This window comes from Oscillibacter sp. (assembly GCF_031978065.1).
In the GTDB taxonomy this organism is placed as follows: domain Bacteria; phylum Bacillota; class Clostridia; order Oscillospirales; family Oscillospiraceae; genus Oscillibacter.
Window position 1 is genome coordinate 1 of the sequence record NZ_DALZCH010000010.1, and the last position, 16,471, is coordinate 16,471.

18 protein-coding genes are annotated in these 16,471 nt (G+C 58.4%); 8 read left to right on the forward strand and 10 right to left on the reverse strand.

Features of this window, described 5'->3' with window-relative positions:
• Positions 1-137 precede the first annotated feature (137 nt).
• Positions 138-482, forward strand: a complete 345-nt coding sequence (gene rplQ, locus RTK01_RS02710) for a 50S ribosomal protein L17 (RefSeq protein WP_294856667.1) — start codon at positions 138-140, stop codon at positions 480-482.
• 274 nt (positions 483-756) lie between these two features.
• Here the strand turns inward: rplQ and RTK01_RS02715 are convergent, their stop codons facing one another.
• The 5 genes from RTK01_RS02715 to dusB form a co-directional block, all read right to left on the reverse strand.
• Positions 757-1,596, reverse strand: a complete 840-nt coding sequence (locus RTK01_RS02715; protein ID WP_312279504.1) for a deoxyribonuclease IV — start codon at positions 1,594-1,596, stop codon at positions 757-759.
• Positions 1,597-1,620: 24 nt separating this feature from the next.
• The gene (locus RTK01_RS02720) at positions 1,621-2,148 is read right to left on the reverse strand and encodes a QueT transporter family protein (RefSeq protein ID WP_312279505.1); all 528 of its coding nucleotides are present in this window, start codon (positions 2,146-2,148) and stop codon (positions 1,621-1,623) included.
• Between the two features lie 222 nt (positions 2,149-2,370).
• Entirely contained in the window at positions 2,371-3,228 is an 858-nt protein-coding gene (locus RTK01_RS02725; RefSeq protein WP_312279506.1) for a zf-HC2 domain-containing protein, read from the reverse strand.
• A gap of 1 nt (position 3,229) precedes the next feature.
• Complete coding sequence (locus tag RTK01_RS02730; protein WP_312279507.1) at positions 3,230-3,832, reverse strand: sigma-70 family RNA polymerase sigma factor; 603 nt, start codon at positions 3,830-3,832, stop codon at positions 3,230-3,232.
• The gene (gene dusB / locus RTK01_RS02735; RefSeq protein WP_312279508.1) at positions 3,829-4,797 is read right to left on the reverse strand and encodes a tRNA dihydrouridine synthase DusB; all 969 of its coding nucleotides are present in this window, start codon (positions 4,795-4,797) and stop codon (positions 3,829-3,831) included. The genes RTK01_RS02730 and dusB overlap by 4 nt, the downstream gene beginning before the upstream one ends.
• A gap of 274 nt (positions 4,798-5,071) precedes the next feature.
• On the opposite strand from dusB, the gene RTK01_RS02740 reads away from it, so the two are divergent.
• Both RTK01_RS02740 and RTK01_RS02745 read left to right on the forward strand, forming a co-directional pair.
• Positions 5,072-7,105 carry a SpoIIE family protein phosphatase gene (locus tag RTK01_RS02740; RefSeq protein ID WP_312279509.1) on the forward strand — a complete coding sequence of 678 codons (2,034 nt, stop codon included), beginning with the start codon at positions 5,072-5,074 and terminating at the stop codon, positions 7,103-7,105.
• 218 nt (positions 7,106-7,323) lie between these two features.
• On the forward strand, positions 7,324-7,590 hold the full coding sequence (locus tag RTK01_RS02745) for a hypothetical protein (RefSeq protein WP_293008006.1): 267 nt from the start codon (positions 7,324-7,326) through the stop codon (positions 7,588-7,590).
• Between the two features lie 122 nt (positions 7,591-7,712).
• Here the strand turns inward: RTK01_RS02745 and RTK01_RS02750 are convergent, their stop codons facing one another.
• Positions 7,713-8,918, reverse strand: a complete 1,206-nt coding sequence (locus tag RTK01_RS02750) for a BTAD domain-containing putative transcriptional regulator (protein WP_312279510.1) — start codon at positions 8,916-8,918, stop codon at positions 7,713-7,715.
• Between the two features lie 278 nt (positions 8,919-9,196).
• Positions 9,197-9,754: a biotin transporter BioY gene (locus tag RTK01_RS02755; RefSeq protein ID WP_312279511.1), complete on the reverse strand. Its 558-nt coding sequence runs from the start codon at positions 9,752-9,754 to the stop codon at positions 9,197-9,199.
• Positions 9,755-9,922: 168 nt separating this feature from the next.
• Here RTK01_RS02755 and RTK01_RS02760 point away from each other — a divergent pair, with 168 nt between their 5' ends.
• From RTK01_RS02760 to RTK01_RS02770, 3 genes are read left to right on the forward strand one after another with little or no spacing between them, the layout of a single operon-like run.
• Positions 9,923-10,930, forward strand: coding sequence for a biotin--[acetyl-CoA-carboxylase] ligase (locus RTK01_RS02760; RefSeq protein WP_312279512.1), 1,008 nt, complete (start codon positions 9,923-9,925; stop codon positions 10,928-10,930).
• A gap of 54 nt (positions 10,931-10,984) precedes the next feature.
• Complete coding sequence (locus RTK01_RS02765) at positions 10,985-11,527, forward strand: chromate transporter (protein ID WP_312279513.1); 543 nt, start codon at positions 10,985-10,987, stop codon at positions 11,525-11,527.
• A complete protein-coding gene (locus RTK01_RS02770) occupies positions 11,524-12,111 on the forward strand; it encodes a chromate transporter (protein ID WP_312279514.1) in 588 nt (195 codons plus the stop codon). The genes RTK01_RS02765 and RTK01_RS02770 overlap by 4 nt, the downstream gene beginning before the upstream one ends.
• Positions 12,112-12,235: 124 nt before the next feature.
• Here RTK01_RS02770 and RTK01_RS02775 read toward each other — a convergent pair whose 3' ends face one another.
• The 3 genes from RTK01_RS02775 to RTK01_RS02785 all read right to left on the reverse strand — a co-directional run bounded on the left by RTK01_RS02775 (position 12,236) and on the right by RTK01_RS02785 (position 14,785).
• Positions 12,236-12,601, reverse strand: a complete 366-nt coding sequence (locus tag RTK01_RS02775) for a DUF1294 domain-containing protein (RefSeq protein ID WP_312279515.1) — start codon at positions 12,599-12,601, stop codon at positions 12,236-12,238.
• Positions 12,602-12,695: 94 nt separating this feature from the next.
• Complete coding sequence (locus RTK01_RS02780) at positions 12,696-13,622, reverse strand: pseudouridine-5'-phosphate glycosidase (protein ID WP_312279516.1); 927 nt, start codon at positions 13,620-13,622, stop codon at positions 12,696-12,698.
• A 71-nt stretch (positions 13,623-13,693) separates the two neighbouring features.
• The gene (locus RTK01_RS02785; RefSeq protein WP_312279517.1) at positions 13,694-14,785 is read right to left on the reverse strand and encodes a PfkB family carbohydrate kinase; all 1,092 of its coding nucleotides are present in this window, start codon (positions 14,783-14,785) and stop codon (positions 13,694-13,696) included.
• 166 nt (positions 14,786-14,951) lie between these two features.
• Between RTK01_RS02785 and RTK01_RS02790 the strand changes: the two genes are divergently transcribed.
• Both RTK01_RS02790 and RTK01_RS02795 read left to right on the forward strand, forming a co-directional pair.
• Entirely contained in the window at positions 14,952-15,809 is an 858-nt protein-coding gene (locus RTK01_RS02790; protein ID WP_312279518.1) for a hypothetical protein, read from the forward strand.
• A gap of 171 nt (positions 15,810-15,980) precedes the next feature.
• A partial coding sequence (locus tag RTK01_RS02795; RefSeq protein ID WP_312279519.1) for an ABC transporter transmembrane domain-containing protein occupies positions 15,981-16,471 on the forward strand: 491 nt, incomplete at its 3' end.

Sequence of the window (16,471 nt, forward strand, 5' to 3'; positions counted from 1 at the left end):
GGCCGCAAGTCGCTGGAGGAAGTAATCAACAAGCTGGCGATGATGGGTCTGGCTTTGGCAGACGAAGAGAATAATTGACTGAAAGCCCGGTAGGAGACTGCCGGGAGAGAAAATTCCCGATAAGGAGGAATACCGAAATGCCCGGAACCCGTAAACTCGGTAAAACAACGGACCAGCGCAGAGCGATGCTTCGCCAGCAGGTCACCGATTTCCTGGACAAAGGTGCTATGGAGACCACTGTCACCCGCGCCAAGGAGATCAAGCCCCTGGCCGAGAAGATGATCACCCTGGGGAAGAAGAACGATCTGGCCGCCTATCGGCAGGCTATGACCTTCATCACCCGCGAGGATGTTTGCAAGAAGATCTTCAAGGAGATCGCTCCCGGCTATGCGGAGCGCAACGGTGGTTACACCCGCGTGATCCGCACCGGCATTCGCCGCGGAGACGCCGCGGAGACGGCCATTATCGAGCTGGTAAAGTAAATAATCTTGAAAGCGCCCCTGCCGACTGGCAGGGGCGCTTTTTTAGATACAAATTTCCGGAAGGAAAAGAAACTTGTTTTCATAGAAGTAGTGTGCCAATAGAGACTTCCCGTTTACGCAGTGGGAAAGCGTACAGAATGGTCATTTTGCCAATCCGCAGCAAACGGACTCTTGCAACTTCCTAACGAAGAAGGTCTTTGAGAAACGCGCATTACAGCGAGGGAAAATCGCACAGATTGTGCATTGGTGGGTTAAACTGTAAGCACAGAAAAATTTAATCGTCTAAAAATCTGCTCCGTAGAAGGGCAATCTCTCGTCCGTAACCGGTCACGTCCTCCTGCGGAGTTTCCAGATAAAAGGGCAGGTGCCGCAGCTTGGGATGATTGATGATAGCGGTGAACGCGTCAAGACCGAGACTGCCCTCTCCAATACGGGCGTGGCGGTCCTTGTGACTAGCAAAGGGATTCTTACTGTCATTCAGATGGATGGCTTGCAGGCGGTCAAGACCCACCGCTCTGTCAAACACATCCAGCACACCGTCCAGATCGTGTACCAAATCGTACCCGGCATCGTAAACGTGACAGGTATCCAGACACACGCCCAGAAGCTCGCGGTGCTCTATCCGGTCCATGATAGCCCGCAGCTCCTCAAAGCTACGGCCCACCTCGCTGCCCTTGCCAGACATGGTTTCAAGCAGCACCCGGGCGGTCTGCCCAGGCCGCAGAACAGCGTTCAATGTTTCGGAAATCAGCGCAATTCCCGCCTCGGTCCCTTGCTTCACATGGCTTCCGGGGTGAAAGTTATACAAGGCGCCGGGAAAATGCTCCAGACGGGCCAAATCGTCCGCCATGGTGTTTCTTGAAAACTCCCGGATATTGGGATCGGCCGCGCAGCAGTTCAGGGTATAGGGTGCGTGGGCCAGAATGGGAAAAATACCGTGCTCTTCCGCAAAGGCGCGGTAGGCGGCAATATCCTCCATGTCCAGCGCCTTGGCCGCGCCGCCCCGGGGATTACGGGTGAAAAATTGAAAGGTGGAGGCGCCAATTTCCGCCACCGTTTTTCCCATGGCGAGAAAGCCTTTAGAAGAGGAGAGGTGACATCCGATGTTCAGCATAAAAATCCTTTCGTCAAAGAGGCATTACAGCGAAATCCGGTCCTCCGCCATCATGGGCCGCAGGCCGCGTACCCGGGACAGGGCCGCGAGGAGAATACCTCCCAGTACATAGCAGACCACCGCTTCGCCAAGACCCAGTGTCAGGGCGTTATACGCCAGCGCGGCGGGAAACGCATCGGTAAAGCCGGTCTGCTGGAAGGAGATGACTGCGCCCACGATGGCCGCGTTGCACAACACCGGCGGCAGAGGGGCCAGCCATTTGTTGGGGGCCTTCATGGTAAGGATTGCAGCCAAAAGCGTTGCAAGGGAGCCGAAAACAATGTCCAGCGCGCCATAGGGAGACAGGAGATTTGCAACAAGGCACCCCACAAACAGGCCCGGCGCGGCGGCGGGAAACAGGAAGGGCAGGACGCACAGCGCCTCGGAAAAGCGAAACTGCACCGGCCCGTAAGCCACGCCAAAGATGGCTGCAAAGTAGCTGAGGACGGCATACAGCGCCCCCACGATGCCGGCGAAGGCAATTTGCTGTACGGTGAAGCGTGGTTTGGACATGAAAAAAGACCTCCTTTTAAATTCGGAGGCCGTCACAAAGCACGCGGCGCGCAAATGCGCGCAGCCTCCATTTTTTTGTTTAGAGAACGGCAAAAGATTCTGCCGAACGAACGCCGTAGCCGACGCTTGGACAGGGAGATGGCACCTGTCGATTGGAAGTATAGCACAGCCGGTGCACAAAAGTCAAGGAGCCGCCAACAGGCGGCCCCTTGCAATGTTTATTTATGAATCAGACACCACGAGACAATACAGCTCGGTAGTTTTTTCGGTATTGATCCGCAGCTCCGGCTCCACGTCCAGTTCCTCCAGAATGGCTGTCAACTCCTCCTGTGTCATGGCGTAACCGGTTCCGGTATCGCCGTTTTCGTCGGCGAAGGGCTGGCTTTCTCGGCCTTCCAAAAGCGCGCTCAGGCGCTCACCGGCGGGAAGGAAAACCACTCCGGCAAACACGGTGTCTTCCTCCGAAGCGCCGCCGTCCCCATTGGCCTGATGAGTCATGAGGAAGGAGGGCGGAGCCTGCTGCTCGGAGGGGGCCGCGCTGTCAGGGGAAGGGGAATCGTACATCTCAGAGAGCTGAGGGGAGGAAGCGGTGTAGCTCCGGGTCATCGTATCCTCGTCAGAGGGCGCGTCATAGGGCCCGTCTTCCTCTTGGGTAGGAAGTAAGTCCCCGCTTTCTGCCGCGCTGCTCTCCGATTCAGCTTTGAAAGCCGCGCCGCCCCCCGCCATGGCGGTCATAGGCGCGCTGCCCGAAAAGTTTTCAAAGGGCAGTACCCGCACGGCGGCGAATACAAGAGCGGCGCAGGCCGCCAGAGATGCAACCGTTTTCAGGGCGCGGTGGGTTTTTTTCCGGGGTGCGGCGTTTGCCCGGATGACGGCCATCACACCATCGGCAAAGCCGGCGGGGACCTCCGTCTCCTCCACGTCTCCAAACGCGGCCCGTATGGCAAATGCGTCTGAGATATAAGCCGCGCAGGCGGGACAGGCGGCAAGATGCTCCCGCACGGTTCCGGCTTCCTGCTCGGACAGCTCCCCGTCTACAAAGGAATCCAAAAGGAGTGCGTATTGTTCGCAAATTTTCATATTATCGCCCCTCCTTCTCTGCATTCTTGGACGGAGCGGCGGGTAAAAAGTTCCCGGTTTCCGTTAAAAATTCACAAAGCCGTTTTCGCCCCCGGTTAATTCGGGACTTGACGGTGCCCAAATCCACGTCCAGCGCGCTGGAAATCTCCTGATAGCTCAGTTGATGCAGCTCCCGCAGCACCAGCACGGCCCGATAGTCGTCCGGCAAGGTTTTCAGCCCGGAGCGGATGGCTTCCCGCAGTTCAGATTGTTCCGCCTCCTCGTGGGGGGTGAGCCGGTTGTCGGGAATAATCAGACTCAGCTCTCCGTCGTCCAAAGAGACGGCCCGCTGCCGCTTTTCCCTCCGCAGAAGATCCACCGACGCGTTGGAGGTCAGGCGGTACAGCCACGTTGAAAAGCTGGACTCCCCTCGGAAGAAGGGCAGGCTTTGCCACGCGGAGAGCAACGCCTCCTGCGCCGCCTCCTGTGCGTCCGCCGGGTTGCCGCACATCCGCAGCGCCAGCGCGTAAACTCGCTTTTCGTAGCGGAGAACCAGCGTTTCAAAAGCGTCCGCATCGCCCGCCCGTGCATCTTTTACCAGTTGTTGTTCCGGTATGTCATTCATTTCAGATCCCTTTTGATCCCTTTCGTCACAGTATAAACGTCCTCCAGTGTGTTCATGCGGACGATCTGCTCCTTGTAATATCCAGCGTGGGGAATCCCCTTTAAGTACCAGCAATAGTGCCGCCGGGCCTCCAGCACAGCCGTTCGCTCGCCCCGAGCGGCGGCAGAAAGCTCAATCTGCCGTACCACGGTGTCGCACCGATCCTCCAGCGGCGGCAGGGGCGGCAAGGGAAGCCCCTCCAAAAGTGCCTTCGCCTGTGTAAACAGCCACGGATTTCCAAAACAGCCTCGCCCGATCATGGCCATATCCGCGCCGGTTCGCTCTAAAATACGCACCGCGTCCTCGGGCTTGAAAATATCGCCGTTGGCAATGACCGGGACGTTCACGGCCTCCTTGACCTCCCTGATGGAGTTCCAGTCTGCCTGCCCGCCGTACATCTGCACCCGAGTGCGCCCGTGGACCGCGATGGCGGAAACACCCGCCTGCTCTAAAAGCTTTGCAACTTCCACGGCGTTCAGATTTCCCATGTCCCAGCCCCGGCGAATTTTCGCTGTCACCGGCACGGGGCTGGACCGCACCACCGCCTCGGCAATCCGGGCGGCTTTTTCCGGGTCCTTCATCAAAGCGGAGCCGTCTCCGTTTTTCACGACCTTCCCTACGGGACAGCCCATGTTGATGTCTACCACGTCCGCTTCGGACAGTTCCACCGCAATTTGCGCCGCTTCCGCCATACAGGTGGGGTCGCTGCCGAAAATCTGAACGGCAAAGGGCCGCTCCCCCGGAAAGGGGGCCAGCAGGTCTTGAGTTTTTTTGTCGCCATAGCACAGGGCCTTGGAAGAAATCAGCTCCGTACAGGTATAGCCCGCTCCGTTTTCCGCACAAATCTGGCGGAAGGCGGCGTCCGTCACCCCCGCCATGGGGGCAAGGGTCAGCTTTGATGAAATTTCCACTGTTCCGATTTTCAAAAAACGCGCTCCTTTGTGGGCCGGGGCCCAGATTGCCAATTCTTACGAAGACGCCCCAATTAGGGGCACAATATACTTTCCTAGTCTATCACAACTCGAATCAAATGAAAAGAGGGAACCTGTCCCTTTCCTCACCGGACTGAAGAACCCTCCAAAATCCGCCGGGGATGGCGGCGGCAAACCAAAAACTTTTGAACTCTCTCTTTTACCGACGGCATTTTTAAATGTTGTTATGTAAAATAATGGAAAACCAACGAGGGAGGGGACAAGCCTGATGCACGGGCAGATCACTTTGGACAACGCACGGGCGGTGCGTTTTTTAAACGGCGGCGTGCGCTTTTTTTTGGCGGCGGCGCTGACTGCGGCCCAGATTACGGGAGGGAGCGCACCCTTTGCGCTGGGCTTCACGGCGGCCTGCGGCGCGGGAATTAACGGAATGTGCGCTCTGGCCGGGGCGGTTGTGGGTGCGCTGGTGTTTCTGGAGTTTTCGGCGGGACTTGCCCACATTGCCGTGGCAATTCTGGTGTATACGGCGGCGGCGGCCTTTCGGGGCATGAAGCTGACGGACAGGCCCTTGTTCACGCCTCTGGTGGCCTCTGGAATGACGCTGGCGGTGGAGGGTATTTATGTGGCGCAGTCCCTCTCGCCGTTGGCCAGGCTTACGCCGTGCCTGCTGACCACCGTGCTGGTGGGGGTCTCTGCCCGGTGCTGCGCACCGCTGCTGCGGGGCGGAGAGGAGACAAAAAAGTCCGAGTCTCTGGAATTTCTGGCGGTGACGCTGCTGCTTGCGTTTTCCGATGTGGCTCCCGGAGGAATTTCTCTGGGGCGGACGGTCATCGCTTGTCTGGTGCTGTTTACCGCATGGCAGAAGGGCGCTTCCGCGGGAACAGTCACCGGCGTGTGGGCCGGACTTCTGGCGGACTTGTGTGCAGGGGGGAGCGCGCCGGTCTTTACTGCCGCGTATGGCTTTGCCGGAATGGCAGCGGGCCTGCGGACGGGGCGAAGCCGCATCTCCGCCGGGGCGCTGTGGCTGCTGGCGGCACTGACGGCGCTTGCCCCTGTGACGCAGGAGCAGGGACTTTCCGCTATCGGGGAGGCGGCGCTGGCGATTCCGCTTTTTTTACTGGTTCCTCCAAAGCTTTTGGGCGGAAAACGTGTCAAGCAGGCCGCCCATCAGGAAGCCAGTGCGCTGCCTACTCTCCGGGAGCGGCTGGATCGGGCCGCGTCGGCCTTCCGGGACTTGTACGACAGCATGGGCCGGGGGCCCATCCAGTCTGCGGAGGAAAATCCCGCAATTGTGTTTGACCGGGCGGCGGAGCGGGTCTGCCGTGGCTGCGCTCTGTGTGATTTGTGCTGGAAAAAGGAGTACGGTGCGACCTACAACGCTTTAAACGACGCCACGCCCTACCTTCTGGAGCGGGGACGGTCGCTGGCAAAAGACTTTCCAAACCACTTTTCCTCCCGCTGCATCCACCTGCCGGAATTTCTGGGAGCGATCAATGTGGAGCTGTCAGCCTATCTTCTGCGCAAGCAGTATCGCCGCAGAATGGAAGAGACGCGGCAGGACGCAAAGGGGCAGTATGCCCGGCTCAGCGACCTGTTGGCGGCCACGGCGGCAAATCTGGAAGCGGTTCCCACGTCGGTGGGGGTTCGCCACCGGTATCAACTGGGCGCGGCCATTAAGCCCAAGCAGGGGGAGGTTTCCTGCGGCGATACGCTGGCTTCCTTTGAGACGGACAACGGCTTGCTGTGCCTGCTTTTGTCCGACGGCATGGGCAGCGGCGAGGCGGCCCGGCGGGAATCCGCCCTGACCTGCCGGCTGCTGCGCCAGTTTTTGGAGGCAGGTGTGGAAGCTGAAGCCGCGCTGAACACCATGAATGCTGCCATGGCCCTTCGTGGGCAGGAGACGGGCAGCTTTTCTACCATCGACCTTTTGACGTTGCAGTTGGAAAGCGGGGAAGCCGCCATTTACAAATACGGTGCGGCGCCCTCCTATATCAAGCGTTTCGGAAGGGTGCGCCGCATTACCGGTGCGGCGCTGCCCGCGGGCCTGAAAACGTCTCCGGCGGGGCCGGATGTGACCCGTCTGCGGCTGGAACCGGAGAGCTTTGCTGTTCTTATCAGCGACGGGGCGGCGGACAGCAACCACGACGAGTGGCTTCAAAATCTACTGGCGGGCTGGAATGGGACGGACCCGCAGCAGCTTGCAAATTTGATTCTGCGGGAAGCGGAAAAGCAAAACGGTCTTGTGGACGACTGCGGCGTGCAGGTGCTGTACCTGCCGTCCGAGGGACTGAAAGAAGTGTAAGGCAAAACCAAAGGCGCTTATAAAATTTTTTGAGACGACAGGGCCGCGGGATTTTTAAATCCCGCGGCCTTGGTTTGTTTGAAATTTTTTCCTATAAAAGTCAAGCTGAAAATCTTTTCCTCGGCGGGGTATAAAAATTTCCCCGCAGTGCCAAAATGAGACTGGATTATATGCCGTTCCGGTTTGCGGAACCGACAGAAAAAAAGGAGTGGATCAGGATGGTCAAGGGCATTTCCCGGCGGGTAGTGGTTGTGGACTCGCCGGACAGACGATACTTTGAGCAGGCAATTTTTATTGTGCGCAACGATGCGGCGGGAGAGGGCGTTTCCTCCCGGGAGCTGGTGGAGGAGGCCCGACGGGTGGCGCAGGAATACGCGGGCGGCTCGGGCCTGAAAAAGCGGCTTAACCAGATTCCTCCGGTGCTGTGGTCCCTGACCGGCGCGGGGGCCTGCGGGCTGGCATGGCTACTGGTATCGGTACTGTAAGGAGATAAAATAAGACGGTACGCTTTCAAAGAAAGAAAGCGCACCGCTTTATTTGTGCGGCGCGGCGGATATTCCGCCGCGCCGCTCTCCGGTCCGAAAGAAACTGCGAACCGCTTAAAAATTCAAGAATGGGGGACCAAGGGCTGCACCGTAAAGCTCAGCGTTGCCGGAGAGTGGGGATACTGCCGGGAAAAGGCCCGCACAATCCGGTCGCAGACCATGCAGCTGTTTTCATAGTTGGCCTGCGGCAGCATTAGTATGTACTGGGAAACGCTGCACCGGGCCACCACGTCGCCCCGGCGAAGATTTCCCACAATCACGTCCTGCAAATTGTCCATGCAGCAGTCCAGACTGCGGCGGGACAGGGGCTTCGACTCGCAGCCCACGGCGGAAATCAGGGCAATGTGCACAGCGGCACCGCTGCGGGCCACGGACCGGGCCTCCGCCTGATAAATAATACGAAAAAAATCGTAGTCGCACAAAAGCGCTCCTCTGACGCTGCCGGGCTCGTCCAACTGCTCTCGCAAAAGCCCCAGATTCACAGACCGCTCGTTGACGGTGCGGGCGGCCTCGCGGTAGATGGCCCTGCTTTCGTCGGAGGGCATAATGCCAAAATTCGCAAAGAGCAGATCGCTCATGCTCTCGTAGGTTTTAATCACGCTTTGCTGGTCGCCCAGAACAAGCAGCGCCTGCATCAGAAATTGATATACTTCCTCGTCGTAAGGCTCCACAAGGATCGCCTGACTGCATAGTGTCACAATGTCGGCTTGACGCGCCTGCTCCTGCAAGAGGGGGAGGACGGAGCGCAGCGTTCTGAGATAGAGATTGTGAAAATAGGTGCTCTGCGGGACAATCCAGGATTCGGAGGACAGCTTGGGCAGAAAGTCGCCCTGATAAAGCTCCAAAGCCTCCAGATACAGCTTAAGCTGGGCCTGTCCGTCCGGCTGGGCCGAAGCGGCTTGACACAAAGTCTCAAATTCCTCTACGTCCACGGAGACGGGAATTTCGTTGTTCCAAGCATAGCTGCCGCCACGGCGGATGATCAGCGTGTGTCCCGCGCCGTCGCTCAACCCGTCCAGCATGGTGCGAACCCGATGAAACATGGTTTTCAAAGCGTTCACGGGGTTCACGGTCCCCTCGTCGCCCCACAGCAGGCTGAACAGCTCGCTCTGCGAAACAGGACGGTTTCGACAGCAGATCATATATGCCAGCAGCAGCCACACCTTCCGGGACCGGTTGTCGCTGTCTGTGATCTCCCGGCCGCTCCAAAGCAGCGAGAAGCCTCCCAGCATTTGAATTTTCAAAATGGAAGACTGCTGATTTGCCAAGCAGGACGCCCCCTGTCAGTTCAAATCCGGTATACGCGCTGCGCCGCAGCGCCCGATACACCAGACTATAACATACCTCCCCTTTTTTTGCAACTGTTACATTTTCAAAAAAGCCGTCCTCAGAAGCTCCAAAGGCCCGATTTGGCCGTACCGAAACCAGGTAAAATGCCTTGGTGTTTCGGCATTTATGTCGCAGCACGAGGGATCTCATATAAAAAGAACGGCTCAATTCTATGGGCGGCAGGCCGCATTTCCGGCGGCTGCTGCGCAGGCCGCAGTTACGACGAAGCTTTTGTGTCAACGGGGCGAAGGTGCAGCCGGGGCAGCAGCTTGGGGGCAAGCACGCCCACCACAATGATTTTTACCATGTCGCCGGGAAGGAACGGAACCATCCCCGCCATCAGGACCGCCCCAATATTCATTCCCTTGCCCATGTACACGTTCAGAATGAATGCCATGTAGGGCAGGCCCACCGCGTATAAAACCGCCAGCCCCGCCAGAGCAGCCGGGACAACCCGCTTCATGGACCGTCCGTCCCCCGCAAGTGTTCCAATGACCCATGCTGCGGGAATCAGCCCCAGCAAAAAGCCGCAGGTGGGATAGAGAAAGTACCCCAGTCCGCCGCCGGAGGTAAAAATAGGTAGGCCTGCCAGCCCCAGCGCCACGTAAACAAGCTGGCTCAGCGCCCCGTATCTTGCCCCCAGCAGAACACCTGCCAAAGCGGTAAAGAAAAATTGCAGTGTGATGGAGGAATAGAGAAACGGAACCTTGATGAACGCGCCCACGGCGGTCAGCGCCGCGAACAGGGCGCAGAGAATCAGTGCTTTTGTTTTCATGAGGGCCTCCTGTTGTAAACTTGATTTTAATTTGTAGTTTACAGAAAGAATAGCACATTTTTCAAATATGTCAACTTATTTTTTGAAGTGGTTTACAACTCCGGGCGGTTTACAAACAGGGTGCAACGTGGTATGCTGACAGGGAATTTATAAGAGGAGGCGGACCTGATGAGCCGTCAAAAAATATTGGAGCTGATGAGGAGCCGTCCGGGGGACTATTTTTCCGGCGAGGAGGCCGCCGAGCGGCTGGGAATGAGCCGGGCCGCGGTCTGGAAGGCGGTGGACGCCCTGCGAAAGGAGGGCTATACCGTGGAGGCCAGGACGGGGCTGGGCTACCGGCTTCTTTTTGCGCCGGACGCGCTGACGGAAAAGGAAATCCGGGGCTTTCTGGGGGAGACGGAGCTGGTGGGACGGGAGCTGGTGTGTCTGGACAGCGTGGATTCCACCAATACGTATCTGAAAAAGCAGGCTCTTTCCGGCGCAGTGGAGGGCACCGTGGTGACAGCGGATTGCCAGACGGGGGGCCGGGGACGGATGGACCGACCGTTTCAAAACCCCGGAGGGAAGCTGGTGGCTCTGTCCGTGCTGCTGCGGCCCCGCGGGGTACCGCTTGCGCGGCTTGGCTGCGTCACCGCCCAGACCGCCGTGGCGCTGTGCGGCGCGGTGGAGGAGGTCTGCGGGATTCGCCCGGGCATCAAGTGGACCAACGATCTGGTCATCGGGCGGAAGAAGCTCTGCGGTATCCTGACGGAGATGGCGCTGGAGGGAGAGAGCGGCAACCTGCAATATCTCGTCATTGGCATGGGAATCAACGTCCACCAGACGGCGGAGGATTTTGGCCCGGAGCTTCGGGAAATCGCCGTGTCGCTGGACATGGCTCTGGGGAAGTCCGTGTCCCGCCCCGCGTTGGCGGCAGCGGAAATCCGGGCGCTGGACCGGCTGTACCGAGACATTCTCCGGGGAGATACCGACCGGTATCTGGACGCTTACCGACGGGACTGCGTAACATTAGGGAAGCCCGTGCAGCTTCTATCATCCGACGGCGGGCGGGAAACGGCCCAGGCGCTGGATATTGACGACGAGTTCGGCCTTGTGGTGGAGCTGGAGGACGGAACGCGAAAGACCGTCCGCACAGGAGAGGTATCCGTCCGGGGGATGTACGGCTATGTGGACTGAGGGGTTCCCAACGCGGGAGCGGCAGGGCTCCGAGAGGAAAAGAGGAGGACTGGTTTGAAAAAATACTGGGAGTTGTTTATCGCCTTCGCAAAAATCGGCGTGATGACCTTCGGCGGTGGAATGGCGATGCTGCCGATGCTGCAACGGGAGGTGGTCGAGAACAAGGGCTGGGCCACCGAGGAGGAGCTGGCGGACTATTTTGCCATCGGTCAGTGCACCCCCGGCATCATCGCGGTGAATACCGCCACCTTTGTAGGGCAGAAACAAGGCGGCATGCTGGGCGGCATTGTGGCCACTATCGGCGTTGCGTTTCCGTCGTTGGTGATTATCTCCCTGCTGGCGGGAATTATCGACAGCTTCAATCATCTGGCATGGGTGAAAAACGCCTTTGCGGGGATTCAGGTGTGCGTGTGCGTGTTGATTTTCAACGCGGTGGTGAAGCTGCTGAAAAAGTCGGTGGTGGACAAGCGGACGCTGGTGATTTTTCTGCTGGTGCTGGCGGGGAGCTTTGCGCTGGATGTGACGCCAGTGGTGTTTGTGGTGCTTTCCGCTTTGGCGGGCATCGCACTGCGGCAGCTGGAGGCGCGAAAGGCATGATTTATCTTCAGCTTTTTTGGGAGTTTTTTAAGGTGGGCCTGTTTGCCGTGGGCGGTGGAATGGCCACGCTGCCGTTTCTGTCCCACATGGGGGAGGCTACCGGTTGGTTTACGCAGGCCCAGCTTATGAATATGCTTGCGATTTCTGAGTCCACACCGGGACCCGTGGGCATCAACATGGCCACCTACGTGGGATTTACCACGGCGGGCGTGCCGGGGGCGATTGTCGCCACCGTGGGAGAGGTGACCCCCTCCATCATCGTGATTTTGATTATCGCCGCGCTGTTGCAGCAATTTCGCCGCAGCAAATACGTGGAGTTTGCGTTTTACGGACTGCGGCCCGCCTCAACCGGGCTGATCGGCGCGGCCTGTCTGGGTGTGATTTTGGAGACGCTGGTGAATTACACCGCCCTGTCGACCGACGGGGTGGACTGGGCCGGACTGTTCAACTGGCGGGGTTTGGCGCTGGCAGGAGTTTTGCTGGTGTTCACCACTTGGGTGAAGCCCACAAAAAAGTGGCATCCCATTGTCTTTATCGCAATTTCCGCCGTCGTGGGCGTGGTGTTCCGCTTCGGCGGAGCATGAGACAAGCGCGGCCCTAAGCGGGAAACGACGTGTAAAACAAAGACCGCCCGCAATGCTATGTGCATTGCGGGCGGTTTAATTGTAAAGTACATATGCTTTTCAAATGTTGGGTACAGAGACTTTCTTACCAATTTGAATGGAAATAGACCCAAAGGCCCCCGACCACCACCACCTGCAAAAATAAAATGGCGGGGATGCCGAATCGGAAGGTTTTGTGAAGGGTCTTGTGACGAAAGACCTTCATACCCAGCAGCGCGCCCAGACTGCCGCCGATGGCGCTGAGAAAAAACAGTGTTTTCTCCGGTACCCGGCGGGTAGTTTCATGGGTTTCCTTCCACTTTGCTTTCAGCTTGTCAAAGCCGAAAACAAAAAAAGTAATCAGATTGATCAGTAAAAGCCACGTCAGGGCAAGGCCAAGAGGGGAGCCGAACAGGAAAGCCACGGTGAAAAAGTTTGTGGCTTCCGGGAGCACAGGAAGTTTCGTTTCCACAGGGAGCCCTCCTTTAGTGAATTGGTAAACCATTCAGCCAGAAATAAAAAATGAGCCGACGGGAGCATCCCGTCGGCTCATTTTAACACAGCGATCAGACGTTTTCAAGAGCACACAGGGCCACGGCGGTCTTGGCCGCCAGCCGTGCGTTGTTGTACACAAGTTGGATGTTGCTGTCCAGAGAATCGCCGCCGGTGAGGTCCTTGATTTTTGCCAGCAGGAAGGGGGTGGTTTCCTTGCCGTGAATTCCCTGCTGCTTCGCCTCCTCCACAGCGCGGGCAATGGCCCCGTTGATGACAGCCGGGTCCATGGAATACTCCTCGGGAATGGGGTTTGTCACCAACATTCCGCCGCCAAGGCCCAGCGCCTGCTGAACGTGGAAGGCCTTCGCCAACTCTTCCGGGGTGTCCAGACGATAGTCCACGCCGAAGCCGGATTTCCGGGTGTAGAAGGCGGGCAGCTCCTCTGTGCCGTAGCCGATGACGGGCACGCCGTGGGTTTCCAGATACTCCAGCGTCAGGCCAAGGTCCAGAATGGACTTTGCCCCGGCGCAGATCACCATGACGGGGGTGTGGGCCAGTTCCTCCAGATCGGCGGAGATGTCCATGGTGGTTTCCGCGCCCCGGTGAACGCCGCCGATGCCGCCAGTGGCGAAGACGGAAATGCCCGCAAGGCTTGCGATAATCATGGTGGTGGTGACGGTGCAGGCACCGTCCCGGCCCTGTGCCACCAGCACCGGCAGGTCCCGGCGGCTGGCCTTGGGAACGGCGTGGCCGGTTTTGCCCAGATAGTCGATTTCCTCTTTGGAAAGACCGGCCTTCAGCCGCCCCTTAATGATGGCGATGGTGGCGGGGACGGCACCGCTGTCCCGCACAAGCTGCTCTACGTTCAACGCCGTCTCCACGTTCTGGGGATAGGGCATACCGTGGGAAATGATGGTGGATTCCAGAGCGACCACGGGCTTGCCCGCGTCCAGCGCGGCGCGCACTTCGGGGGAGATATCCAGATAATTGTTCAGCATAATGATTCCTCCGTGTATAATTTTTGATTAAAAATGACTGTTTGTAAAATAATTTGCTGAAAATCGGGGAATTAAAGCGCTTTGCAGACTTCGGCACGGCGGCACAACTCGTCCGCCTGCATCGCCGGGTTAATCGTCTCTCCGCTCTCCATGGCGATGGAGGAGGCGGCAAGCCCCAGCCGGGCCGTTTCCTCCAAATCCGAGCCGCGGAGATATGCCCAGGTGATGGCGGCCATAAACGCGTCGCCGCAGCCGGTGGTGTTCACCATGGACCCGGGAATCACCGGAAGCTGCACGGCGGCGTGGTGGTCGGCGGCAAACACGCCGTCGCCGCCCAGCGAGATGAACACCCGTCGCAGTCCGGTTTCCAGCAGCGCGTCCGCCGCGCGGCGAAGACTTGGTTCATCCCGGATTTCCACGCCGGAAAGCAGCTCCGCTTCAATGCGGTTGGGCTTGAGGGTATGGAGTTTTCCTAAGATGGGTCGAAGCTTCTCCGCCTTGGCGGTGGAGACAGGGTCGCAAAAAATGGGGGCGGTGCAGTGGTCTGCCAGATAGGCAAGGGCCTCCGCAGGGGGATTCGTGTCCGCCACCACCACCTGCGCGCCGTCCAACAGCTTTTGACGCTGGGCAAGAAACTGAGGCGTCAGCCGCTGGTAAATCTCCATGTCGCTGACGGCAAGAGCCATGTCGCCTCTCTCGTCAGTGATGAAGAGATAGGTGGAGGTGTGCTCCCCCGGCAAAAAGGGGGACTGAGACACGTCGATGCCCACCTCCGCGCAGCCGGCGGCAATTTTCCGGGCGTTTAAATCGTCGCCGAATACCGTCATCAGCCGCACGTCCAGCCCCATCAGGGCCATGTTGTGGGCAATGTTCCGGCCCACGCCGCCAAGGCTCATGCGCACCCGGCCGGGATTGGAGTCCCGGGCCACCGGCACCTCGGCGGGCCAGCCGCCAATGTCCAGGTTCACGCCGCCCACCACCGCCGCGTAAGGCGCGGTGCGGACGATGTAGCCCTTCCCGGCAATGCAGCCCTTTTTCATCAGGTTAGAGATGTGAACGGCCACGCTGGAGCGGGTGATGCCCGCTTTTTCCGCCAGCTCCTGCTGGGAAATCAGGGGATTTTCCTCAATCCAGTTGAGCAGTTGGCGCTCTCTTTGGGTCATGAACTTCACCTCTGTAAGCTTTTTGATATTTAGTAATTACATGCTTATTTTACGCGTTTCAGAAAATTTGTCAAGAGGAAAATCCACGGGGTTTCTCCGAAAATATTTATTGCGGGAACTCCCTACGTTTGATTTCCGTCCAAGAGGAAAAAGGAGGTTGATTTGGGTGAAAAAAGTGCGGATAACAATCTTGTCGCTGGCTTTGTGTGCGTTTCTCGCGGCCTGCGGGCAGGCTGTGTCCCCGTTGGGAGACGGAGGAGGGGCCTCTTCTTCGGCGGGGACCTTAAAAGGAGAAACTCTATCGACGGAAACGGTGACCGTGTGCCGGATTGTGGACGGAGCGGAGACGGGAGAACTGCTGCTGGCGGAGCTGAACGGAGCGGAGAATGGCATATATCTCCTGTCGACGAAGGGCCTCCCCGTGACGGTGGACGGTCAGTCTGCCCACGCAGAGGACCTTGCCGACGGCATGACGGTGGAGGTGGAGCACTCAGGCACGGTGCTGGAAAGCTATCCCGCCCAATTTGCGCAGATCGTCTCTCTGCGGGCGAAAACGCCGGCAAATGGCGACTATAACGACTTGTGCGGCCTGTGGCTCAAGGTTTTGGACGACCTGTGGAGCACAGATCCGGGCCTGAACGGCATGGAGGGCGGCGGCACGGTTCCCTACGTGGGCGTGGATTTAAGCGGCGCCCCCGGAGACCTGACGGAGACGGAAAAGGCCGCTGTGGCGTGGCAGTTTGGGCGGCTTCACGGGGCGCAGGCCCTGACCGGAACCTTTGACGAGCTGGCGGAGCAGGGATTTATTGATAAAGAGCGGCTTTTCTGGGAGGACGGCGTGCTTTTTTCTGTTACGGCGGAGGGGCAGAGCGAGACGGCCACATACAGCCTGCCGACCCTGACCTTTGACGCGCAGAAGTGGCGCGGCGGGGACGGGGCGTATTTCTTTTCTGACTGCGTGTGCGTCTGGCCGGAGAGCGGCACTTGGACGGAGTACAGCATCGGAAGCGAGGCCATCTCCTGAGTGAAAATCCCCGCCGGACGCGTATCGTCCGGCGGGGATTCCTTGTTGCGCCAAGGGAAATCCCATGCTATAATGTCTAAGAAGCGGGCAGGATATTGAAGCCGCTGTTTCCACGGAGTTTTCCTACATTATAATGTCCGGTTTTCACCGGCTGAAATCAGGAGAGTGAGCATGACCGCCAAAGAATTTCAAACGCGTACTTTATTTCAAATTTTTATCAGCTATTTCAAGCCCCACCGGCGACTTTTCTTTTTGGACATCGGCTGTGCTTTTGTGATGTCCCTCATTGATCTGGCGTTTCCCTTTGTGTCCCGGTGGTGCATGTATACCCTGCTGCCCGCAAACGCGTGGCAGGCATTTTTTGCCGTCATGGCGGCGGTGGTGGCGGCCTTTACCCTGCGGGCGGCCCTGAGCTACGTCATCGCCTATTATGGGCACACCTTCGGCATTCTGGTGGAGGCGGACATCCGCCGGGACCTGTTTCACCACATGCAGGAGCTGGATTTCCGTTACTACGACAAAAACCGCACCGGACAGCTCATGAGCAGGCTCACCGCCGACCTGTTTGACATCACGGAGCTGGCTCACCACGGGCCGGAGGATGTGTTCATCTCCTTTGTGACCATTGTGGGGTCCCTTGCGGTGATGTTTTCCATCCAGTG